The sequence below is a fragment of the Limoniibacter endophyticus genome (genome assembly GCF_014652835.1).
GTDB classification, from domain to species: domain Bacteria; phylum Pseudomonadota; class Alphaproteobacteria; order Rhizobiales; family Rhizobiaceae; genus Limoniibacter; species Limoniibacter endophyticus.
Window position 1 is genome coordinate 362894 of record NZ_BMZO01000002.1, and the last position, 23406, is coordinate 386299.

The window sequence follows — 23406 nt, forward strand, 5'->3', positions numbered from 1 at the left end:
TCCTCATATGAGCCGACGCCAGGCCGGGCACGCTTCATCGGTCGCACGTCGTCAGCATTGTTGCCCGTATTCTGCGCGGGGACGGATTTGTCGTCCTGCAGCGGCGAGTAGCGCTTCCCGGTCTGTGGCGTGGCTGGCGCGGGCTTTTCCGGCCTTGCACCACGCATAGGCTTTTCAGTGCGACCGACGGTCATCTCGTCCAGCGTGTTCTTGCGGAACAGCGACTTGTCTCCGCTGCGGTGAGGCCGGGTGCCGTCGGCACCCATTTCATCAAGCTCCGGCTTGGCGAACAAGATATTGGACGGTTCGTCGCGGGGACTGCCTTCCAGCACTTCGTTGGCATCATCATTGCCTTCAATGACGCGATGCTTTGGCACGCCTTTATTATGCTGGCCCTTCCTGCGACCGGAGACGGGACTTTCCAGCTCGACCTCACGCGCCATCGGGTCGTCGGAGATCGCCAGTTCCGTTTCGCGCAGTCGCTTGACCTCGTCGCGCAAGCGGGCGGCTTCCTCGAAATTGAGATCGGAAGCGGCAGCCAGCATCGCTTTTTCCAGATGCTCCAGGTGGGCCTTCAGATTGTTGCCCACCATCGCGCCGCTTTGCGAGAATCCGGAAATGTCGGGTCGCACATGGTCTTTCTCGTAGTAGGAATCGAGAATGTCGGCGATCTGCGACTTCACGCTCTCCGGCGTGATCCCGTGTGCTTCGTTGTAGGCCATCTGCTTTTCGCGACGCCGCGCCGTCTCTTCCATGGCGCGCTGCATCGAGCCGGTAATCTGGTCGGCATAGAGAACGACCCGACCATCAACGTTGCGGGCAGCACGGCCGATGGTCTGGATGAGCGAGGTTTCCGAACGAAGGAAGCCTTCCTTGTCTGCGTCGAGAATGGCCACGAAGCCGCATTCCGGAATATCCAGGCCTTCGCGCAGCAGATTGATGCCGACCAGCACGTCGAACGCACCAAGACGCAAGTCGCGGAGGATTTCTATCCGCTCCAGCGTGTCTATGTCGGAATGCATGTAACGCACGCGCACGCCCTGCTCGTGCAGATATTCGGTCAGGTCTTCGGCCATGCGCTTGGTAAGCACGGTGCAAAGCGTGCGATAGCCCTTGCGCGTCGTTTCGCGGATTTCGCCCAGAACATCGTCTACCTGCGTCTTGGCAGGTCGGATCTCGACCTCGGGATCGATCAGGCCGGTGGGACGAATGACCTGCTCGGCAAAAACGCCACCGGCCTCTTCCATTTCCCAGGAACCAGGTGTTGCCGAAACCGCCACAGTGTTCGGGCGCATCGCGTCCCATTCCTCGAAACGCAGCGGGCGGTTGTCCATGCAGGAGGGCAGGCGGAAGCCATATTCGGCCAGCGTGGCCTTGCGGCGGAAGTCGCCGCGATACATGCCGCCGATCTGCGGAACGGTGACGTGGCTTTCGTCGACGAAGAGAATGGCATTGTCCGGCACATATTCGAACAAAGTTGGCGGCGGATCGCCGGGATTGCGGCCGGTGAGATAGCGCGAATAGTTTTCGATGCCGGCGCAGGAGCCGGTGGCTTCCAGCATTTCCAGATCGAAGCGGGTGCGTTGCTCAAGCCGCTGTGCTTCAAGGAGGCGCCCCGCCTTTTCAAGCTCGGCAAGCCGCTGCTTCAATTCGGCCTTGATCGAGGCAATGGCCTGATTGAGCGTCGGGCGCGGCGTCACATAGTGCGAGTTGGCATAAATCTTCACCTGTTCGAGATCGCCCGTCTTTTTGCCGGTGAGCGGATCGAACTCCGTGATCTGCTCGATCTCGTCGCCAAACAACGAGATGCGCCATGCGGCGTCTTCCAAGTGGGCCGGAAAGATTTCGATCGTATCGCCGCGGACACGAAAGGAGCCGCGGACGAAATTCATGTCCTGCCGCTTATATTGTTGCGCGACGAGATCGGCCAGAAGCGCGCGCTGGTCTAGCCGGTCCCCCACTTTCATCTGGAAGGTCATGGCAGTATAGGTTTCGACCGAGCCGATACCGTAGATGCAGGAGACGGACGCCACGATTACCACATCATCGCGCTCCAGCAGGGCGCGCGTCGCGGCGTGACGCATGCGGTCGATCTGTTCGTTGATCGAGCTTTCCTTCTCGATATAGGTGTCGGAACGCGGGACGTAGGCTTCGGGCTGGTAGTAGTCGTAATAGGAAACGAAATATTCCACGGCGTTGTCGGGGAAGAATTTCTTGAATTCCCCGTAAAGCTGTGCGGCAAGCGTCTTGTTCGGTGCGAGAATGATCGCGGGACGTTGCGTCTCCTCGATGATCTTGGCCATGGTAAATGTCTTGCCGGAGCCGGTAACGCCAAGCAGCACCTGGCTGCGCTCGTCATTCTTCAATCCTTCGACCAGATCGGCAATTGCCGTCGGTTGATCGCCTGACGGCTTGAATTCGGAGGCCATGCGGAAGGGAATGCCACCTTCCGACTTTTCCGGACGTGCAGGCCGGTGCGGCGTCCAGGCGACACCGCCGCGCAAGTTGGGGTCGCCTGCCTCGATCAGATCGGCCAGCGCCTGCACGGTCGCGGTGACGCCAGCACCAAACGCAGGCGTGCCTTCGAGACTGGCGCCCGCTTTCTTCTTTTTCTTGTTGGCCTTCGTGTGCTCTTCGAGCAGCTTTTCGGCCTCTTCGAGGCTGATGTCGAGACCTGCTACAGGATTAAGGCCTGCGGCAGCGCGTTCGCGCGCCGTGGCCGCTCCGCCCATCGAGGTTCCGCGCGCGGTGCGGGCAGCTTTGTCCGACTTGGCGGCGGGCGTCTTCGGCTTTTTCGCGGCAGGAGCAGGCTTGGCCGCTTCATCCTCGATCTGCTTTGCCCAGTCGGCGATCGAGCCTTCCAGCGGGTTGCCAGTGAGCCCCGGCTGTGGCGCTTCGCCAAAGCCGTTGGAAACTGCACTATCGTCGGACGTCTTGTACGACTCATTCTTGTTGGAGCGGGATTTCGGGGCCATGTGCGGAATATGGCGTGTCGTACGGGAAATTCAACGCATCTTTTCATGTCTCGCAGCAGATGTCGCAAAGGCGATGTTTACCGTCTCGGCGTTGTTTGCTGGCGCCGGCGAGAGCCTCGTGCGATACTGCTGCGGGCTGCCGGGGTTAAGAGTAATGACGATACGCAAAGCGCTTGGCGCAGGTGCAATATTGATATCGAGCGCTCTGGCGAGTCTTGCGGGACCGCTTATGGAGCCTATCGCTCCGAGCGCCCCGAACCACGCGCTCCTCGTCCATAACTGCCACGGCCAGCCAATGATGGGCTTCGTGCCCGAGTACGGGCGTGATCTCTACCATGCGCATGACGCCGATTGTCAGCCGGTTATCCTCAATGGGGGCCAGCCCGATGGCCGCACCCGACCGCTCGTTCCGCAGCAGCAGAGACGGGTCGAGCCAAAGACAGAGCAGCGTTTGAAGCCGCAGCCGCGGCGGCCGGAGCAACGCTACAGCGATTGCCACCGCAATGTAAGAACGCACCATGTGCCGGGGTTCAATCGCCCTGTTGCTCACCGGCATGTCGGACGTAATTGTCGGATCGAGATTTATGAAAGGGTTCGGGAACCGCAGGAGGCGCTGCCGCAACGGCCGTTACGACCGGGCGGTGCGTGTGTGCAGCGCGGGTCGGTGCGCTACTGCGAGGGACGGTAGCACAAGTCTATCGGGAGCAATTGTATCTTTAGCTGAATCATTGTTTAGACCTATTCTTGAGAAACCCGGGAGATCCTCCCGTAATTCCGCCCCTTTTTCAGAACAGATTTTCCCGATGCTACTCGCCGTAGAAAAACACTGCAATCGGTGCAAAGTTTCGCTTGTGATAATCAAAAAAATAGGGGAACATTCCGGCCTCGGGCATTTGCCGGCCCGGAGAGTGGAATGGCATGGGGTAAGCATTCGCATGAGCGAAAGACCTGACGAACTGGCGCAGAAGAGGGGCCTGGCATCCCCCGGGACGGCAGCGGACTATTTCTTCTCCCCGAGTAAAGACCGATCCAAACCGGCCGCGAGGCCAGCATGAAACTTATGGGAGAAGGAGTTCCCCATGGCTGAGACTGGGATTGTAAAATTCTTCAACACCGACAAGGGTTTTGGCTTCATCAAGCCGGACAATGGCGGTGCCGATATCTTCGTACATATTTCCGCCGTTCAGGCTTCTGGCTTGCAGGGGCTATCGGAAAATCAGAAAGTTTCCTTCGACACCGAGCCGGATCGCCGCGGCAAGGGCCCGAAGGCAGTTAACCTCCAGGTTGACGGCTAATGAAGGCAGCCGTGGCTGGGCTGAGGTCCACGCGGCTGATCATGCGAGCCTGAGCTCCGTGAAGATATCGTTTTCCGAGTGAAACGATCATGGATTTTCTGCGCCGGTCGGCAAAGGCTGGCGCAGTCATGTTTTCCGGTTCTGATTGGTCGCCGGATATGCCAAAACTGAAGCGCCGGTGTGGGGAACATCGGCGCTTTTGTTTTTGCTGGGACGGAGCGGTTTGAAACACGCGCGTAATCTCCGTGGCGGTGCATCGCATCGACAATCCCCTAAAACCGCCTGTTGAGATCGTGACTGCCGGGGCACACGGCACATTCCCCCCATTGCCTGTTCCTTAATGCTGACCTTGCCCGCAAGTTTTATCCAGTTTTGAGTTCGCTCCAGCGGTTTTGGGTTGCTGTATTTGGGGCGGTAGCGGCGGGTTGCGGTGCGGAGGCATTTTCGCTGCGCACCGCAACCCGTCGCGGGTTTATGGTCTGGGCGAATTCTGCAGGTCAGCCAGCCGAGGCCAGAGTGTGATCGGTTATCGTTATAATCGCTGCGCCAGTTTAAAAGCGCTGATCGGGCATGGGTCAGTGACGAGAAGAGAGTTTCATTCAAGAACTCGTCTCGCAGGCGCCCATTGAAGCTTTCGATGAAGGCGTTCTGGATCGGTTTGCCCGGTGCGATGTAGTGCCATTCCCCCTCGGTCGGGTCCGTCCATTGCAGGATCGCGTTGCTGGTGAACTCGCTGCCATTGTCGCTGACGATCATCTTCGGTTTACCGCGCTCCTCGATGATCCGATCCAGCTCATGGGCAACCCGCAGGCCGGAAAGGGACGTATCGGCGACGAGGCCCAGGCATTCCCTGTGCAATCATCGACGACCGTCAGAACCTGGAACCTGCGACCATCGGTGAGTTGATCCGACACGAAGTCCAGCCACCAGCGATCATTGGCGGCAAGCGGGATCAGCATCGGCGCTCGGGTGCCGATCGCTCGCTTGCGGCCACCGCGCTTGCGCACTGTCAGCTTCTCTTCCCGATAGAGCCGCTTGTGGTTCACAAGGTGACCCTCACGCCTGAGTAGCACATGAAGGCGCCGATATCCGAAGCGGCGGCGTTCATGCGCCAGCGCCTTCATCCGTTCGCGAAGGTCGTGGTCATCGCTGCGCCTGGTTGCGTAACGGATCGTCATTCGGCAAAAGCCGATGGCTTTACACGCCCGCCGCTCGCTCATCCGATGTTGGTTCATCAGATGCGCGACAGCTCTCCGCTTGGCTGCGGGCGTCACCACTTCTTTCCCAAAAGGTCTTTTAAAGCAGCATTGTCCAGCATCGCATCCGCCAAGAGCCGCTTGGCTTCGGACACGTCCATGTCGCCGAACTTGGCCTTCCACTTGTAGATGCTGGCATCGCTGACGCCGTGCTTGCGGCAAAGCTCCGAGACCGGTGTGCCTGCCTCGTGCTCCTTCAGAATGCCGATGATTTGTTCGTCCGAGAAATGGTTGCGCTTCATTCCTGGTCCTCTTAATGGACCAGAGCTTACTTCAAAATGGATTATTTCAACGGGGCAAGGTCACACACGCTTTGGCGCCATGCGGCTGCCAAGGATAGCTTAGGCGCTTCCTTCTCATCGGAGTCGGGCAAATCGATTGAGATCAGGAGCTGGCGAACAGTGTCCATTACCATGCGTGTCAATGAGCTGTCCGTATGTTCGACCGGCACTCGGCTTGTCAGGGAAAGCAAACCGCGGCTCGGCTGGTGCGCGCCTTCTGCGCGTCAGCACTTGAACAGCCTGTGCGGGCGTGGATGAATTTCCGCAGCTGAATTTTTTAAAAGCATCGAAATCAAGCGCTTGTCATTTTTATTCCAGGTGTTGGGGCGCAATCCATTCACACCTTGCGGGCGTGAGGGATACTCTCCCTGCGCTTGGGGTATATGGTGTGCACCCGGACACCTGATGCGCTGAAAAAGCGGATGCATGCGGATTAGCGACCCGTATGCAGGAAGGCCGCGACATGAGAGCCTGACAAACTCACCAGTCAATGCTTTCGAACCGTTCAGGGCATGTGGAAGCATGCGAGAATACAATGAAATGAACGGGCCACATGCCCTGACTCCATTTCATCCTTTCCCCGCCCGAGCCAGATCGATGGCTCCACATAAGGGGAAGCGAACAACCGCGCGGCAAAAGCCGTAGCGGATTTTTCTGCTGCGCTCGAGCCAATCCGGATCTGTTCAGTTGCCGCTTCGAGGGTAAAGATCAAGCCATTGCGACCAAGGATCAGGGAGTCGTTGTCCCAACCACCAGCCCGTCGATCACCAGATCGATCGACGCAAGGAGCAGTTCGTCTTCCTCAAGGGAGTCGGTCAAAAGCAGATGCCAGTTCAGTGTCATGAGAAGACGAGCGGCGGCGTGCAGGTCGCGGGATGGCGCAATGTCGCCGCGCTTTTGCGCGCGCTCCAGAACACGCATGGGGTATTGCAGGCGAAAAGGTATGATCTCATCCTTGAGAAGAGCGAGCGCGCGCGGGTCCTGCTGAGCCTCGGCGATCAGGCCGCGAAGTGCCATTCCGGAAGCCGTGTCGCGCCAGCCCGTAAAGAGGTTGCGACAAAGCTGATGCAATTCGTCACGCAAGCATCCGGTCTCTTCTATCGACAGAAGGTTCTCGCTCTCTGTGTCGAATATTTCGTGGATCAGGCCTGCCTTGTGCTTCCACCAGCGATAGATCGTCGGCTTGCTCGCGCCGGCGCGGCGTGCAACGGCATCTATCGAAAAGGCGGCATAGCCATCAGTTCGCAGCAAGGTCGTTGCTGCATCAATGACGGCGCGCTGGCTCTGCGGGTTTCGGACAGGCCCAATAGAGTATCTGCTTCTCTCCATGCGCAACGTTCCTCCTCCATTGCGTACGTCTTCTTTTTGAGCGTCTAGCCGACTCCTCAATCGGCTTGAGCACGCAGAGATTAGCAGGATCGGTTCGAACTGGAAGCGCAAGATGCGTGAATGATTCATGTGGAAGGCGATCACATTTCGCATCGCATTGTTTCCTATGGACGGAGGAAACATCAAAAAGCATCATTAAGCCATTATTAAACCGAGGAATTTCTTGCGGCGGCAATTCTCGCGCGTTTCGTTGCGTAAACGTTGAGGAGGAACCCTCGCCGTATTTCGTCCGTTTTTTGCGCACTGATAGTGTTCATGCTGCATTCAGAATGAGCGATCTAAAAATGCAGTCAGAGGTTTCCCGCTGCCGAACGGCGCGGATCAGGGAGCGAAGGAGTGCTCACATGAACAATTGGATCAAAACGAGTGTTTTGTCTGCTGCGGCCGCTTCAATGCTTATGGTGAGCTTGCCGGCTGCGGAAGCCCGCGACCATTGGCATCGTCATCATCATCGCGGCGGTGGCGATGCCGTTGCCGCCGGTGTGATCGGTCTTGCCACAGGTGCCATTATCGGTGGAATGGTGGCTAATTCCGGACCCCGTTATGTCGAGGAACGCCGTTATTACGAGGCGCCCCCGCGCTACTATCGCCCGGCACCGCGTCCGGTCTATCGGACGTATGAACCGTGGACCCGCGAATGGTACCGTTATTGCGGCAATCGTTACCGCAGCTTCAATCCGAGCACCGGTACGTTTGTAGGATATGACGGGATTGAACGGTTCTGTGAAGCGAACTGACCTGTTGAAATAGATCTTTGAAAAGCGGCTCTTCGGAGTCGCTTTTTGCTTTTGTGGGGGCAAGTGCGCATTGTCGTTCAAATTGTCATAAAAGAAGATTAGCTTCGTCGGCAATAAGTTCACGAGCGCAGGCGGCTGCGTCGAGATCGGCCTGGCAGGGCACTGAAACGGGAGAGTTCTTATGAAGATTGCAGTTCTGGGTGGCGATGGTTTCGTCGGTTGGCCGACCTCCTTGCATCTTTCCGACCAGGGACATGAAGTTCATATACTCGACAATCTCTCCCGGCGCTGGATAGACACGGAGCTAGGCGTTCAGTCACTGACGCCGATGGATTCAATCCAGGAACGCACGCGCGTCTGGCACGAGGTGACCGGGCGCCGCATTCATTTCCATCTGCTGGATCTGGCACGCGATTACGATCTGCTGAAGGGGTGGCTGGCAGAGCATAAGCCGGATGCCATCGTACATTTTGCCGAGCAGCGCGCCGCACCTTATTCGATGAAAAGCGACCGCCACAAGAATTACACTGTCAACAACAACGTCAACGCGACCCATAATCTGCTCAACGCGCTTGTCGAGACCGGCATAGATGCGCATCTCGTGCATCTTGGCACGATGGGTGTCTATGGCTACTCGACGATTGGCGCAGCTATTCCGGAAGGCTATCTGCCGGTCGGCATAGAAACGATGTCGGGAGATACGGTTACGCAGGAAATCCTCTATCCGTCGAACCCCGGCTCGATCTATCACATGACAAAATGCCTGGATCAGCTTCTCTTTGCCTTCTATGCGAAGAATGACGGACTGCGCATCACCGATCTGCATCAGGGGATCGTCTGGGGCACTCACACCGAACAGACGCGCCGTCACGAACAGCTCATCAATCGCTTCGACTATGATGGCGATTATGGCACGGTACTGAACCGTTTCCTCATTCAGGCGGCTATCGGCTATCCACTGACCGTACATGGCACGGGTGGTCAGACGCGCGCCTTCATTCATATTCAGGACTCGGTTCGCTGCATCGACATCGCCTTGCAGAACGCGCCGAAGGCAGGGGAGAAGGTCAAGATCTTCAACCAGATGACGGAAACGCACCGGGTACGCGATCTGGCCGAGATGGTCGGGAAGATCGCTGGAGCGAAAGTTTCCTATTTGCCGAACCCGCGCAAGGAAGCGGCTGAGAACGATCTCGTTGTCAAGAATGAGCAGTTTCTGGCGCTCGGTCTCAACCCGATCACTCTGAAGGAAGGACTGCTCGGCGAAGTGATCGACGTGGCGAAGAAATATGCGTATCGCGTTGACCGTAGCCGCGTTCCCGCCGTTTCTGCCTGGACGAAGGACATCGCCAGAACCATCGATCGAGATCCCGAAGGCAAGCGTCTGAAGAGCGTTTCGTGAGCCGTTTCGCTTATGTGACGCTGGTGACCAATGCCGAATATGCGCTCGGCGCCAAGGCATTGATCAACTCCCTCAAGATGACGGGAACGCAGGCTGATATCGCCGTGCTGCACACGGGCGGGGTTGCCGATAGTGACCTCGCCATGCTGCGGGCGACCGGCGCGACGCTGGTGGAAGGCTCTTTGCTTGAGACAAGCGATGAATTCAATCAGCGCCACCAGAGAGACCGGCTTCACGCCAATGCGCCCTTCACCAGAGGCAACAAGCCGGCCTTTCACACGCCGCTCGATAATTTCGTCAAGCTTCGGCTCTGGGAGATGCAGCACTATGAGACCTGCGTCTTTCTCGACGCCGATACGGTCGTGATGCGGAATATCGACCGGCTTTTTGCCTATCCGCAATTTTCCGCAGCGCCCAATGTGTATGAAAGCCTTGCCGATTTCCACCGGATGAACTCGGGCGTGTTCGTTGCGAAGCCTTCGGCTGTAACGTTTCGCGCCATGATGGCTGCGCTCGATACGACCGGCGCATTCTGGCCTCGCACCGACCAGACTTTCCTGCAACATTTCTTTCCGCAGTGGCACGGCCTGCCGGTGTTCGACAACATGCTGCAATATGTCTGGTTCAACATGCCGGAACTGTGGGACTGGGCTTCGGTCAATGTCGTGCATTTTCAGTATGAGAAGCCGTGGCAGGACGAGCATCCCAAAGCTGAAAAGCTTCAGCCGCTGATCGATATCTGGCGCAGCTTCGAGCAGGGGCGCGCGCCTGATCCGGCGACACTGCGTAATCCGGGATGAGGAGACAGCGCGTTCTGATTTTGGGCGGAACAGGCCTTGTCGGGCGCTTCGTCGTTGAGAACTGCCTCGCGGGGGGATACGATGTTTCTGTCATGGGCCGCACGCCGCCGGCCGCTGGCATGTTTTCGAATGATATTGATTTTCGTCCCGGTATTCTTGATCCCGACGCACGGCCGGACAGGTTGTTCGATGGCGTCTCGTACGTCGTGCATGCAGCCTTCCAGCATGCGCCGGGCAAATACCGAGGCGGTGAGGGCGATGATCCGCATGGTTTCTGGCGCGCCAATGTCGACGGTTCGGTTGCTCTTCTGGAAGCTGCGAAACGTGCGTGTGTGAAGCGCTTCGTTTTTCTTTCAAGCCGTGCGGCCTATCCGCCAGTTGCGCCGGGCGTCATTCTTGACGAGATAATGGTGGGCGAACCGGCATCCTTTTATGGCAAGACCAAGCTGGTGGTAGAGCAAAAGCTTGCGCAGCTACGCGAAGATGGTTTCCTCGGCATCAGCCTGCGTATCACCGGCGTTTACGGTGCACACAGGTTAGGGGCCCGGCATAAGTGGGAACAGCTTTTTGACGATTATCTGTGCGGGCGCAAAATAATCCCGCGTGCCGCAACGGAAGTGCACGGCGAGGATGTTGCTTCCGCCGTCGGCCTCATGCTGGAACTGCCGGAAGAGAAAATCGAGCATAATCTCTATAATGTGTCGGACATGGTGCTCGATCTGCATGATCTTCTGGCAATCGTCAAGGACGGCACCGGATCGCACGTGCCGCTTCCGGTGCGTTCAGAGGCGGGCGGGATAAATGCCATGAAGACCGAGCGTTTGCGGAAGCTTGGATGGGTTCCTGGCGGCGAGAACAGGCTTCGTGAGCGCGTCATGGCGTTGATCTCGAGCTGAGGAGAGGCAGGCCTTGGGCGTGCCTCCACCTCGGTTGCATTGAGCCTGATCTTGCGAATGCTTAGCTCGTCTCGGCAATCAACATGATCGCATCATCATCGCTTGCCCATTGTGCGACTTCCTCTTCGCTGGCGCGCGGAGAATAAATGCCCAGCGCGGCATAGGCTGTGCCGATGAGCGGCGCGCTCCAGCATGCGACGGAGGCAGGAATATAGAGCAGGTAATCCAGATTATCGACAGTTGCGAGGCCAAGCGCGGCAATGACATAGGCGCCTCCGGCGTTCCACGGGATAAGCGGAGACATGAGCGTGCCGCCTTCCTCGATGGCGCGCGACAGGTTGAGCGTCGAATAACGCATTCCGCGATAGACGGGCGCAAACATTCGGCCAGGCAGTGCGACGGAAAGATAAGGATCTCCCGCAACCGCATTGGTCGTGAGAGACGCAAGGACGGCGCTGAGATGGACCATGGCGAAGCCGCGAACGCGTCCGATTAACGCTTTCATGACCGTCTCGAGGCAGCCGGTCCGCTCAAGGGCCCCGCCTAGCGAAATCGCAAAAAGAATTAATGAAACCGTCCACATCATCGATTGCAGACCGCCGCGGTTGAGGAGCTTGTCAACCTCGATTACGCCCGTCGAAATCTCATAGCCGTCAGCTGGGAATGTGAAAAGCGCTTTCAGTGTTTCGCCCTGAAAGACCATCGCGAGTACGGCGCCGGCAATAACGCCGGCAAAAAGTGACGGAATCGGCGGATAGCGGCGAATTGCCAGCACCATGACCAGAAGCGGCGGCAGTAGAAATATCAGCGAGATCTGGAAGTTAGCTTCAAGAGAAGCCGTTATAGTCTCGATGCGATCGAAGGCGATGGTGCTGTCATCGATCATCGCGAATCCGACATAGAGATAAACGAGACCGGCAAGCATCATGGCTGGGATCGTGCTGGGGATAAGATTGCGGATGTGTGAGAATATATCGACGCCGCAGACTGAAGAGGCAAGATTCGTCGTATCGGAAAGCGGAGAGACCTTGTCACCGAAGAAGGCGCCGGAAACGATTGCGCCAGCCGTCCAGTAGACGGGTATGCCGAAGCCGCTGCCGATCCCCATCAGCGCGAGGCCAACTGTTCCGACTGTTCCCCAGGATGTGCCGAGCGCAACCGAAACGATCGCGCACAGGATCATGGCCGCGAAAAGAAAGACGCTCGGCGAGAGCATATTCAGACCGTAATAGATCAGCGTCGGCACAGTCCCGCTTGCAATCCATGTCGCTATGATCATGCCGACCATGAAGAGGACTCCGATGGCTGGCAATGAGACGTTGATGACCTTGAACATGCCAGCACGGATGTCCAGCCAGCCCAGGCCGTTCAGCCTCCCGACGACCGCAGTTATCGCAATGCCGATCGCCAGTGGAATATGAGGCGTGAAATTACCGAAGTAGAAGATCTGGAGCCCCAGGATGGCAAGCGTCGCAATGATGGGAACCAGAGCCATCGGCAAGGATGGCGAGCGATAATCCAAGCTCTGCATAATGAAAAATCCAAGTCTTAAATAAATGCGGCAGGCATATCAGGAGGAATGCGGGCCGGGGGACGAGTATGCGAAAAATTGAACTCAAATAGTCGATTCGAAAATAGCAGAAACAAGTTACGGCCAGCAGCAATATTGCCCCTGATCGGCCTTGATCCTTCTTTCGCTAAACCATCACAGCATCAGGCACAAGCCATGGTCTTGTTCGGGAAGGGAAAATCTGTGAGATGCCCTGACCACGCCGTGATCCTCTCGCGGTCTAGCGAAGAGGGCGCAGTTGCGCCTCCCGGTGAGGAATGGCGCTTCTGCTTGCCAGAACCTTGTCGATACGGCGGCCGTCCAGGTCGATGATCTCGAAACGCCAGCCGTTGATATTGGCGATTTCGCCTGTCTTTGGCAGACGATGCAAATGGGAAAGCAGGAAGCCCGCCAGCGTGTCATAATCGCGGTTCTTCGGCAGCTCTATGCCCAGAAGGTCCGCTATTTCGTCGGCTGGCATATAACCAGCTAGCAGCCAGCTGCCATCCTCACGTTCGAATGCGGCAACGTCATCTTCTTCTAGATCGGAACGGAAGACGCCGGCAATCGCCTCCAGAATATCCGCGGGTGTTACCATTCCTTCGAAATGTCCATATTCGTCATGGACGAGAGCCACTGGAATTTCCGCGTTCTTGAGTGTTTCGAGAACGGTCAACGCGTCCGCCTGATCATGGACGACGGGTGCGGCGCGCACATGTTTTTCCCGGTCGAAGGCTTTGCCTTCCAGAAGGTCGATCAGGGCTTCGCGGACGGTAACAACGCCGATCATCTCATCGACGCTGCCATTGCCGGCAGGAAGGCGGGCGTGGCCGGCTTCCATCAATTGGGTGCGGATGGTCTCATCGTCGGCATCGACATTAAGCCAGGTTACGTCGGTGCGGGGGGTCATCACACCCCGCACTGCGCGATCTGCAAGACGCATGACGCCTGTGATGAGACGACGCTCGTCAGATTCGAGAACGCCGGCGCTTTCAGCTTCCGCGATCAGCATCTGGATTTCCTCGTCAGTCACCTTTTCTTCGGTGTCCTTCTTGGCGCCGATCAGCTTCAGGACGCCGCGGCCGGAAACATCGAGGAGCCAGACGACGGGGGCACCAATGCGCGCCAGCATCCGCATGGCAGGAGCCACCTTGCATGCAACGCCTTCGGGGTTGCGCAATGCCAGTTGCTTGGGAACGAGCTCGCCAATGATAAGTGAGCCGTAAGTTATAAGAGCGACAACAAAGCCCACACCGAGCGGTTCCGCAATGCGCGCGGGCAGACCGATTTCGGTGAACATGGCCCCGGCGCGTATGCCGAGAGTGGCCCCTGAGAAAGCACCCGAAAGTACGCCGACCAGCGTGATGCCGATCTGGACGCTGGAAAGGAAGCGGCCTGGATTTTCGGAAAGCTCAAGGGCTGCGCGCGCGCCGGCCATGTTCTTTTCGGCAAGCGCCTTGAGCCTTCCCTGGCGGGAAGAGACAACCGCAAGCTCACTCATCGCGAGGACGCCGTTGACGATGATGAGGGCTATGACAGCAGCGATTTCAACGTAAATCATGGGATCTTCTGAAAGAGAATGGACGATCCTACCATCACGTGTGCTCCAGAGGAAAGCGTAAATCCGGTTTAGGTTTAGAGCACATTTCTCAAAAGGGCTTGATTGCTGGGAAACAGATTCAAGTTCTTCATGCAACGAATCGCTTTTCGTTCATAACCCACTGGTAACGGATTCGTTTCAGCGGCAGGCGCGATAGCCGTTCCGGCGACTCTTCAAATCGAAATGGAAGTGGTTCCAATGGTCGGCATTGTAACCCGGGCCGAGCACGGTGGAGAAGTATGAGCAGGCGTCACCGCGAACATTATTGAGCAGCGAGCGCTGGCGAAAGGCAAACAGGCCCGGCTTTCGAACATTGATGTCACGACCATTGTTCAGTTCGATACGCATGACGTCGAGGGCATTGCCTTTCGAATGCTCGGAGGCAACTGCCGTGCCTCGGATCTTGCGGCAAGAATAACTCGAGCCCTGGTGGATTGCCTTGACACCCGAGAGATAACGCGTCCGCGCGGCAGGTGCGAGGTCGCTTTTCGTCCATTGCGCGAAGGCAAGCGCCATCTGGCAGTTGAGCGTGGCCGCTGGCTTCATGGAAATGCCGCCCGACAAGCCGCTGACTTTCACAGGCCACGCGACACCACATCCGCCGCCATCATTGATTGGCGCAATATCCGTATACTGGACGCCGACGCGTTTCAGTTCCCGCCGGCACGCCAGCTCGCTCTGCGGCATGGCTCCGCTTTGTTCGCGTGGCAGTTCCATACGTGGATAGGCAACCGTGCGCATCTGCGGATTGGAGGGTACGAGACGCTGGAGCCCGCGCCCGGTATTCGCGGCAGAAGCCAGTTGGACCGGCTCTTGAGGCTCGATCGCAGCGGGAGGGGGAGGCGTTTGCGCCACAGGCTCCGGGTCCGGTGCCGTTGCAAACTCTTCTTCGGCCTGCGTAAGCTGGTTGGCCTGGTCATCGAGCGAGACAGGCGCGCCTGACGAAGACGGCAGGGTCGCTTCGTAGGACGAGGGCGTGCTCATGGCATAAGCGGGAGCAGGAACGGGAGCAGGAGGGATAGCCAAAGGCGCCGACGGAACGGGGGCGCCTGGACGCACAATGCTCGAAGTCGTGCCAAGCGCGATTTGCGGCCGGATGTCGAGCGCACTTTCCGTGCTGCAGCTTGTCAGGACCAGCGCCGAAACGAGGGCAAACCCGACGCCAGCAGCGCAATGCCTCTTGGTTTTTTCAATGCTGGATGTCCGGAAAGCCGGCATGGATGCGCTCCGCGCCTCAGCGCGACCCAGATGGTGCGCCCGTTGACAAGATCATCTTAAGCTAATGGAAAAATGGTAAAGGAAAGGTCACCGAACGCGGCGCCTTTTGGGGCCATTTCAAGGCAGATCAGGCACCGATAGCTTCGAGGCCGGCCTCAAGATGATCGTCCAGCATTGGAAGCGACAGCAGATAATCAGGGATGCGACGCAGGTTGCGCCGACGGGCTTCCACAAGCGCGTCTTCCCATTCGTCGGGGGTAAAATCTCCGCGACCGATCCAGACGATTGCCAGCAGTTCAAGCCGCTGATCGACGTTGAGATCGGAAATCAGTCCGCGTAATTCGCTGGCGCGAAGGTCGTCCTGCTCTTCTTCAGCAAGTCCGTCGTGACGATGGGTTTCGTGGAAGTCGTCATCCACTTCCGTGTCGTGTTCATAACCGGCGTCGAAGTCCGATCGCAACTCAGCGCCGACCGCCCGCGCCTTCAGGATCAGGTCTCTGATTTCGTCCGTCTTCAGCGAAAGTTCGAACTCGCGATCCTGCTTTTGCATGGTGCTCCTCCCCGGAAACCCTGCGTCGGCCTCTTCTTCTCCCTGCTCCCGACGCTGAAACTATAACGTAGCGGCTGACATTTGTCGCGCGAGTTTAAATCTCGCGCATTTTGCCATGGAAAATAGCAATATCATTGCTATATTCAGCTGATTCAGGCAGCGGTTTCGTCGGCTCAGTATGTCGTCGGACCGTTTTGTTTTTGTGTAGCGCCTGGATTGTCGAACAAAGCTGCGGGGGTAACCGCAGAAGGAAGGTCCGAGTCATGAATAAGGTTCCGATGACCATTTCCGGGCACGCCGCGCTCACCGAAGAGTTGCGTTGGCGCCAGCAGGAAGAGCGTCCTCGCATCATCGATGCCATCTCCGAAGCACGTGCGCATGGCGACCTCTCGGAAAACGCTGAATATCATGCTGCCAAGGAAAGCCAGAGCCTCAACGAAGGCCGTATCAATGAACTTGAAGACCTTATCGCGCGTGCGGAAGTGATCGATGTATCAAAGCTGTCGGGCGACACGGTCAAGTTTGGTGCAACGGTGACGTTGATCGATGAAGATACCGAGGAAGAAAAGAAGTATCAGATCGTCGGCGATCAGGAAGCCGACGTGAAAGCGGGCAAGATTTCTGTTAGCTCACCAATTGCGCGCGCGCTGATCGGCAAGGCCGTCGGCGACAGCATCGAGGTGAACGCACCCGGCGGCGCCCGCGGCTATGAAATCGAAAAAATCGATTTCATCTGATCATCGCATTTTCCATTGAACAGTATGAATTCGAGCGCGCGGCCAACCTCCTCCTATAGCAACCCCGCTGCGGTTGAGGTGGTCGCGCCGAATTTCAAGAAGCGGCTTTCCGGTGTGACCAGCACCGTCGTGCAGCTTGTGCCGGTTCAGCGTCGCCGTCTCAACATTGCGACGCTTGCACCAGAGGGCGCTTTACCCGATCATTTGCCGAGAATCCGATTTCGCGATCTTCTCTCCTTCTGGAGGAAGCCTGCCGGTCGTCCATTCCGCATCTGGCACGCACGCCGGAACGTAGAGATGATCTTCGGACTATTGCTGCGCGACATCCTGCGCATGCCGCTGCGAATCGTGTTTACATCGGCGGCGCAACGCGACCACAAGCCATTTACGAAATGGCTGATAGCGCGCATGGATGCGGTGATCGCAACCAGCCGCCGCTCGGGCAGTTTTCTGAAAGTTCCGCATACGGTAATCATGCATGGCACGGATCTGGAGCGATTTTCGCCTCCGGAGAATCGTGCCGCCGAATTTGCCAAAGCCAATATTCCGGGGCGTTATGCCATCGGCTGTTTCGGACGTGTGCGTCACCAGAAGGGTACTGACCTTTTCGTCAACGCGATGATCGCGCTGTTGCCGCAATATCCTGACTGGACGGCGGTCGTCACGGGCCGCGTGACGGCTGAACACAAGCCTTTCGAAAATGAGTTGAAGCGCAGGATTACAGCCGCGGGGTTGCAGGACCGTATTCTGCTGCTGGGCGAGGTTGACGATGTTCTTGTCTGGTACAAGCGCATATCGCTTTATGTTGCGCCATCGCGTAACGAAGGTTTCGGGTTGACGCCGATAGAGGCGATGGCAGCTGGTGTGCCCGTGGTGGCCTCCGATGCGGGAGCCTATGCCGAGCAGATCAAAGAGGGGGAGACGGGCGCTGTCGTGCCTGCGGGCGACGGTAACGCGCTCGTGAACAAGATTAAACCCTATTTCGATGATCCAACATTGTGCGAGAGGCATGGTGAGGCTGCAACTCGCCATGTCCATCAGGCGTTCACGCTTCAGCGCGAGGCTGAAGCAATCGAGCGCATCTATGTGGATCTTTGGGCCAGGGGAAGCATTTGGAACGGGTCGAAGCCTTCGTAATCCACCTGAAGCGCGCCACGCGGCGCGCCTCCCAGGTCGAAAAGCTCAAGCTGCAATCTCCGGTACTGCTGCATGTGCTGGATGCCGTCGATGCTCAGACAATGCCTGAAGAGCTAGTGCGTCAGCATTTTCAGGATCATCTTTTCTCGCCAAACTATCCGTTTGTCTTGCAGAATACGGAGATTGCCTGTTTCCTCTCACATCGTAGGGCGTGGCAGGCAATCATCGACAATGACCTCGAGGCCGGTCTGGTCATAGAAGACGACGTTGATCTGCATCCGCAATTTGCGGAAGCCTTCGAGAAAGCTGTCTCGATCCTGAAGCCCAGCGACTATATCCGCTTCCCGCGCTACGGGCGCGGAGAGGAGCCTGTCAGGCATCTCCTGCGCGGTGATATTTCCATTTTTGCTCCCCGGCTTCCCGGGCTCGGCATGCAGGCCACGTTGATCGGTCGGCAGGCAGCGCACGCGCTTCTTGACGCGACTGAAAAGTTTGACCGCCCGGTAGATACGATGATCCAGATGCACTGGATCCATGGCGCACGCGTGCTCACCGTGCGCCCGATCTGCATCAGCGAAGTTCATCAACAGCTCGGCGGTACGGTGGTGCAGAAGAAGCGGCAGCCGCTTCTCTACCGCCTCAATCACGAGATTGGCCGACCGTTCTATCGTCTGCAAATCTGGCTGATGAGCAAGATGCGTCGCGCGGCTGCGCGTGGCTAATGCCAGAGTGCTATTCGTCCCCGATGGCGACGACGCCCTTGTCCTTCACCTGACGGATGGTGAGAGCCGTGCGGACGGTATCGACGTTTGGAGAAGAAGTCAGTTCTTCGATGACGAAACTCTGGAAGGTAGCCAGATCAGCCGCCACGCAATGCAGCATGAAATCGGATTCGCCCGAAACCATCCAGGCACCTCGGACGATGGGCCAACGCTGCGTCAGCTCGGCAAAGGCTTTGAGTTCAGCATCGGACTGATGCTGCAAGCCCACAAGGCAAAAGGCTACGACGTCCAGGCCGAGGGCAGGGCTGTTGAGCAATGCCCGGTAACCCCGGATTATGCCGGTGTCTTCGAGGCGCTTGACCCGGCGCAAGCAAGGCGGAGCAGAAATACCGACGCGTTTGGACAAGTCGACATTGGTGATGCGACCGTCCCGCTGTAATTCTCGAAGAATTTTCCAGTCGATGGCATCAAGATCGGCTTTTACCGGCATGTGGCTCCATTCCGCCGTGACAGGCGCAAGAATCGTTTCTCTGACGATAGACTATTGAAACAATCATGTCTGGCCATAGTTCACAGCTTTCCACGGTCGATTTTAGCCTAATCGGTGCATTTTTCTGCTTCTTCCACTAAGTTAGAGAAGAAACAGGGGAACGTTTTCGCCATTTGAGCGAAAATTTTGACGCCCTATATATCCTGCTGATTCAGGCGTCCAGTGGTCGCCCCCGCACAAGGTTTTGAAGAGAATGAGCGCACGACACGCACCTGTCCTGATCATAGGCTCCGGACCCGCCGGCTATACTGCCGCCATTTATGCCGCACGCGCGATGCTCAAGCCCTTGCTGATCACGGGTATGCAGCAGGGCGGCCAGCTTACCATCACCACGGATGTCGAAAACTATCCGGGCTTTGCCGAGCCGATCCAGGGGCCGTGGCTCATGGAGCAGATGCAGAAGCAGGCCGAGCATGTCGGCACCGAAATTGTCTTCGATCTGATCGTCAAGGCCGAGCTCGACGTTCGTCCTTTCCGCCTCACCGCAGATTCAGGCCAGGTTTATACGTGCGACGCCTTGATCATTGCGACGGGCGCACAGGCCAAGTGGCTGGGCCTGCCAAGCGAGCAAACCTTCATGGGGTTCGGCGTTTCGGCTTGTGCGACCTGCGACGGTTTCTTCTATCGCGGCAAGGATGTCGTGGTGGTTGGCGGCGGTAACACGGCCGTGGAAGAAGCGCTCTACCTTGCCAACATCGCAAGCCATGTCACGCTCGTGCATCGCCGCGACGAGCTGCGCGCCGAACGTATCTTACAGGAGCGCCTCAAGGCGACGAAGAATGTCAGCTTCGTATGGAATTCGTCGGTTGAGGAAATTATCGGCGAACCTGCAAAGACCCCTATGCCTGCCTCGGTCAACGGGGTGCGCCTGAAGAACAATGTGACAGGCGAAACCACCGAGCTTGAAACCCATGGGGTGTTCGTGGCGATCGGTCATTCGCCTGCCGTGAGCCTGTTTGAAGGTCAGCTCAAGCAGAAGAATGGCGGCTATCTCTGGACCGAGCCGGGCTCCACGCGCACCAATATTCCGGGCGTGTTCGCAGCAGGTGACGTTGCTGACGATGTTTATCGCCAGGCGGTGACGGCGGCCGGTCTCGGCTGCATGGCGGCGCTTGAAGCCGAGCGCTATGTGGCCGAACTGGAGCTGCATCGCGATGCAGCTGAATAGTCGCGTCATTGCGTCGCATATGTGCCTTGCAAAATTGCATGGCTGGGATACGATTGCTATTCAGGTTTGAATTATAACAAGCATTGGAAAGACAAGGGAAAACCGGTCCACCAATGCTCGCCCATGCTGAATTGAGAGAGGGGGAGGTTAATGTCGCTCGACTGGGACAAGCTGCGCGTTTTCCACGCAGCAGCTGAAGCAGGTTCGTTCACCCACGCGGCAGAAACGCTTAACCTCTCGCAATCGGCAATTTCGCGTCAGGTCAGTGCGCTGGAACACGATGTGGGCGTACCGCTGTTTCATCGTCACGCGCGAGGGTTGGTGCTGACGGAGCAGGGAGAGATCCTTTTTCGCACCGCGCATGATGTTCTGCTTAAGCTGGAAAACGTCAAGAACCGCCTTACCGAGTCAAAGGATCGCCCCTCGGGTATCTTGCGCGTCAGCACCACGGTCGGTCTTGGCACCGGCTGGCTGACGGAGCGCGTTCACGAGTTCGTGGAGCTTTATCCGGATATCCAGCTGCAGCTCGTCTTCTCCAACGAGGAGCTGGATTTAACAATGCGCCAGGCAGATTGTGCGCTGCGCCTGCGTCAGCCGCAACAGCCGGATCTCATCCAGCGCAAGCTGTTCACCATGCACCTGCATCTCTTCGCAGGCCCCTCATATCTGGAGCGCTACGGAAAACCGAAGGCGCTGGCGGAGCTGGATAAACACCGTATCATCACCTTTGGTGAACCCGTGCCAGCGTTTCTCCGCGAATTGAATTCGCTCGAAACGATCGGTCTGCCGGAGGGTGAGCGGCGGCATGCGACGGTGCAGATCAACGATCTCATGTCGATGCGCCGGGTGGTAAAGCGCGGCGTGGGAATAGCGCTTCTTCCGGGCTATATGGCGGACAAGGACAAGGAACTGGTGCGGATTCTGCCGGAAATCGCCGTGCCGCACTTCGATACGTATTTCTGCTATCCTGAAGCGATGAAGAATCAGGCCAAGCTCAAGGCGTTCCGTGACTTCGTTTTCGCCAAGGCGCGAAACTGGGCCTATTGATCGCTCTTTCGCGATAAAGATCGTTATGCCGAGGGCCCAGCGCTGTCGGCATTTCTTTTGAGAGGGCAGACTTGGCTTTATGATTGCCGCAAGATGGAACTGTAACAGCAATATGACAGGCATTGTGCTAAACATTTATGCAGCCATGCATTAATGCATGTCTGAAATGCGAGCTGAGCGCTTGTTTATTGGGCAGATAAGGAGGATATAAAGATCATCTTTCAGGCGCGTTCCTCCTCCCATTGGCGCCTGTTAGTGTTCCCCTCTGGAGTTTTTGCCTTAATTGGCACTCCACACTTATAGCCGGATCCTTCGATCCGGCTTTTTTTTTGGTCATGTCGGGAAAATGCCGCTGGCTTACGGACGTCAAGCCGGTGAATGAACAGCGCTCCTGACCCGGAGCACCTAGGCTTCTGGATTCAACCCACCTCTGAGTATGCTGATTTCACGCGATGTAACCCTATGTAACCTATGCGATTGAACGTTCTGCCACTAAAGTTAGAGGAAGGACGCGGGTTGCGAAGATGGGGGCATCGTTCGTCACCTACCAGTTACCTGGCGCGTCCGCTTTTCCGTTGCTCTTGTGGCGGTGGATTCTCGGTTGCCGCGCTCCAGCGGCTGACTGGTGCGGTGTCATCTGACATCGCACCTTTTTCTTTTCAGTGTTCTGAAAAAAAGGCCGGGAATTGTTTCCCGGCCTTCTAGTGCGATCGGTTGGTCAAAGGATCAGCGCAGCGATGCACAGAACCGTTGAATACGCTTGCATGCTTCCTCGAGCAGGGCTTCCGACGTCGCATAGGAGATTCGAAAATTCGGGCCGAGTCCGAAAGCCGAACCGTGAACGACGGCAACGCCTTCTGCTTCCAGCAATTCCGAAACGAAATCAGCGTCGGTTTCGATAATCTTGCCTGCTTCCGTCTTCTTGCCGATCAATTCGGCACAGGAAGGGTACACGTAGAAGGCTCCTTGAGGCGTTGGGCAGCTTATTCCCTTGGCCTGGTTCAGCATCGAAACGACGAGATCGCGGCGCCCCTGGAAGATCGTCTTGTTCTTCTGAATAAAATCCTGCGGCCCGTTGAGAGCCTCGACCGCCGCCCACTGCGCGATCGAGCAAGCGCCCGAGGTTTGCTGACCCTGGATCATGTCCATCGCCTTGATCAGCTGGAGCGGGCCCGCCGCGTAGCCGATACGCCAGCCGGTCATGGAATAGGCCTTGGAGACGCCGTTCATCGTCAGCGTCCGATCGTATAGTTTTGGCTCGACTTCCGCGATCGTCTTGAAGGTGAACTCGCCATAAACAAGATGTTCGTAAATGTCGTCTGTGAGAATCCAGACCTGCGGATGCTTGAGAAGCACCGCAGCGATTTCACGTAGCTCGGCTTCCGTGTAGGCAGCACCCGACGGGTTGGACGGGGAGTTGAGGATCAGCCATTTGGTTTTCGGCGTAATGACGGCGTCAAGTGCTGCGCCACTGAGCTTGAAGCTTTCTTCAATGCGTGTTTCCGCAAAGACGGTCTTGCCGCCACACAGCGCCACCATCTCCGGGTAGCTGACCCAATAGGGGCTTGGGATAACGACCTCGTCGCCTTCGTTCAGCGTTGCCATGAGCGCGTTGAAGAGAATCTGCTTGCCGCCGGTTGCCGCGATGGTCTGCTCTGGCTTGTAGTCGAGATTGTTCTCGCGCTTGAACTTGGCAGCGATCGCTTCGCGCAGCTGGGGAATACCGGCAACGGGCGTGTATTTTGTCTCGCCACGATTGATCGCGTCGATGGCAGCTGCCTTCACATTGTCCGGTGTATCAAAATCCGGTTCGCCCGCGCCAAGGCTGATCACGTCGCGGCCTTTCGCTTTCAGTTCGCGTGCTTTCTGCGAAACGGCAATGGTTGCGGAGGGCTTTACGCGCGAAAGAGCGTCAGCGAGGAAGGCCATATCGTAATACTCCCGGAAGACATGGAAAACGGACGGCGTGTTGTTGCGCAATTACTGCCGGCGTGCAAGTCCGCTCTGGCTTTGGAGAGGCGGTTACGTATGGTCCAGCCGTTAACCTGCTTCTAAAACTTGTCAGGGACTTTATGTCGGAGTGCAACAACCAAATGG

18 protein-coding genes and 2 pseudogenes are annotated in these 23406 nt (G+C 57.3%); 11 read left to right on the top strand and 9 right to left on the bottom strand.

Going from position 1 to position 23406, the window contains the following annotated elements:
- Positions 1-155: 155 nt before the first annotated feature.
- Positions 156-2909, bottom strand: a pseudogene (gene uvrB, locus IE151_RS04350) (excinuclease ABC subunit UvrB); the annotation flags it as partial.
- Between the two features lie 220 nt (positions 2910-3129).
- Between uvrB and IE151_RS04355 the strand changes: the two are divergent.
- On the top strand, positions 3130-3663 hold the full coding sequence (locus IE151_RS04355; protein WP_189488234.1) for a hypothetical protein: 534 nt from the start codon (positions 3130-3132) through the stop codon (positions 3661-3663).
- A gap of 391 nt (positions 3664-4054) precedes the next feature.
- The gene (locus tag IE151_RS04360) at positions 4055-4270 is read left to right on the top strand and encodes a cold-shock protein (RefSeq protein ID WP_189488236.1); all 216 of its coding nucleotides are present in this window, start codon (positions 4055-4057) and stop codon (positions 4268-4270) included.
- A 362-nt stretch (positions 4271-4632) separates the two neighbouring features.
- Here the strand turns inward: IE151_RS04360 and IE151_RS04365 are convergent.
- Together IE151_RS04365 and IE151_RS04370 are read right to left on the bottom strand one after the other, a co-directional pair.
- Positions 4633-5768, bottom strand: a pseudogene (locus tag IE151_RS04365) (IS3 family transposase).
- A 768-nt stretch (positions 5769-6536) separates the two neighbouring features.
- Positions 6537-7136: a TetR/AcrR family transcriptional regulator gene (locus IE151_RS04370; RefSeq protein WP_189488238.1), complete on the bottom strand. Its 600-nt coding sequence runs from the start codon at positions 7134-7136 to the stop codon at positions 6537-6539.
- A gap of 404 nt (positions 7137-7540) precedes the next feature.
- Here IE151_RS04370 and IE151_RS04375 point away from each other — a divergent pair, with 404 nt between their 5' ends.
- The 4 genes from IE151_RS04375 to IE151_RS04390 all read left to right on the top strand — a co-directional run bounded on the left by IE151_RS04375 (position 7541) and on the right by IE151_RS04390 (position 11031).
- Entirely contained in the window at positions 7541-7933 is a 393-nt protein-coding gene (locus tag IE151_RS04375) for a BA14K family protein (RefSeq protein ID WP_189488239.1), read from the top strand.
- Positions 7934-8114: 181 nt separating this feature from the next.
- Positions 8115-9335 (top strand): NAD-dependent epimerase/dehydratase family protein, encoded by a 1221-nt coding sequence (locus IE151_RS04380; RefSeq protein WP_189488241.1) that lies wholly within the window; start codon positions 8115-8117, stop codon positions 9333-9335.
- Complete coding sequence (locus tag IE151_RS04385; RefSeq protein ID WP_189488243.1) at positions 9332-10135, top strand: glycosyltransferase; 804 nt, start codon at positions 9332-9334, stop codon at positions 10133-10135. Before IE151_RS04380 ends, IE151_RS04385 begins: the two co-directional genes overlap by 4 nt.
- The gene (locus IE151_RS04390) at positions 10132-11031 is read left to right on the top strand and encodes an NAD-dependent epimerase/dehydratase family protein (RefSeq protein ID WP_189488245.1); all 900 of its coding nucleotides are present in this window, start codon (positions 10132-10134) and stop codon (positions 11029-11031) included. The genes IE151_RS04385 and IE151_RS04390 overlap by 4 nt, the downstream gene beginning before the upstream one ends.
- A 61-nt stretch (positions 11032-11092) precedes the next feature.
- On the opposite strand, the gene nhaC is transcribed toward IE151_RS04390, so the two are convergent.
- From nhaC to IE151_RS04410, 4 genes are all read right to left on the bottom strand, one after another.
- On the bottom strand, positions 11093-12562 hold the full coding sequence (gene nhaC / locus IE151_RS04395; protein WP_189488247.1) for a Na+/H+ antiporter NhaC: 1470 nt from the start codon (positions 12560-12562) through the stop codon (positions 11093-11095).
- A gap of 259 nt (positions 12563-12821) precedes the next feature.
- A complete protein-coding gene (locus IE151_RS04400; RefSeq protein WP_189488249.1) occupies positions 12822-14141 on the bottom strand; it encodes a hemolysin family protein in 1320 nt (439 codons plus the stop codon).
- Between the two features lie 177 nt (positions 14142-14318).
- Positions 14319-15164 (bottom strand): extensin-like domain-containing protein, encoded by an 846-nt coding sequence (locus tag IE151_RS04405; RefSeq protein WP_189488379.1) that lies wholly within the window; start codon positions 15162-15164, stop codon positions 14319-14321.
- A 361-nt stretch (positions 15165-15525) separates the two neighbouring features.
- Positions 15526-15948, bottom strand: a complete 423-nt coding sequence (locus IE151_RS04410; RefSeq protein WP_189488251.1) for a DUF3775 domain-containing protein — start codon at positions 15946-15948, stop codon at positions 15526-15528.
- A 263-nt stretch (positions 15949-16211) separates the two neighbouring features.
- Here IE151_RS04410 and greA point away from each other — a divergent pair, with 263 nt between their 5' ends.
- From greA to IE151_RS04425, 3 genes are read left to right on the top strand one after another with little or no spacing between them, the layout of a single operon-like run.
- Positions 16212-16685, top strand: a complete 474-nt coding sequence (gene greA / locus IE151_RS04415) for a transcription elongation factor GreA (protein ID WP_189488253.1) — start codon at positions 16212-16214, stop codon at positions 16683-16685.
- A gap of 24 nt (positions 16686-16709) precedes the next feature.
- Positions 16710-17822, top strand: a complete 1113-nt coding sequence (locus tag IE151_RS04420) for a glycosyltransferase family 4 protein (RefSeq protein WP_189488380.1) — start codon at positions 16710-16712, stop codon at positions 17820-17822.
- Positions 17798-18544 carry a glycosyltransferase family 25 protein gene (locus IE151_RS04425; protein WP_244636601.1) on the top strand — a complete coding sequence of 249 codons (747 nt, stop codon included), beginning with the start codon at positions 17798-17800 and terminating at the stop codon, positions 18542-18544. The genes IE151_RS04420 and IE151_RS04425 overlap by 25 nt, the downstream gene beginning before the upstream one ends.
- Before the next feature lie 10 nt (positions 18545-18554).
- Here IE151_RS04425 and IE151_RS04430 read toward each other — a convergent pair whose 3' ends face one another.
- A complete protein-coding gene (locus IE151_RS04430; protein WP_189488257.1) occupies positions 18555-19034 on the bottom strand; it encodes an Lrp/AsnC family transcriptional regulator in 480 nt (159 codons plus the stop codon).
- 253 nt (positions 19035-19287) lie between these two features.
- Between IE151_RS04430 and trxB the strand changes: the two genes are divergently transcribed.
- A complete protein-coding gene (gene trxB, locus IE151_RS04435) occupies positions 19288-20262 on the top strand; it encodes a thioredoxin-disulfide reductase (RefSeq protein ID WP_189488259.1) in 975 nt (324 codons plus the stop codon).
- Positions 20263-20412: 150 nt separating this feature from the next.
- Positions 20413-21309, top strand: a complete 897-nt coding sequence (locus IE151_RS04440; protein WP_189488262.1) for a LysR family transcriptional regulator — start codon at positions 20413-20415, stop codon at positions 21307-21309.
- 726 nt (positions 21310-22035) lie between these two features.
- Here IE151_RS04440 and IE151_RS04445 read toward each other — a convergent pair.
- Complete coding sequence (locus IE151_RS04445; RefSeq protein ID WP_189488263.1) at positions 22036-23238, bottom strand: pyridoxal phosphate-dependent aminotransferase; 1203 nt, start codon at positions 23236-23238, stop codon at positions 22036-22038.
- Positions 23239-23406: the final 168 nt, after the last annotated feature.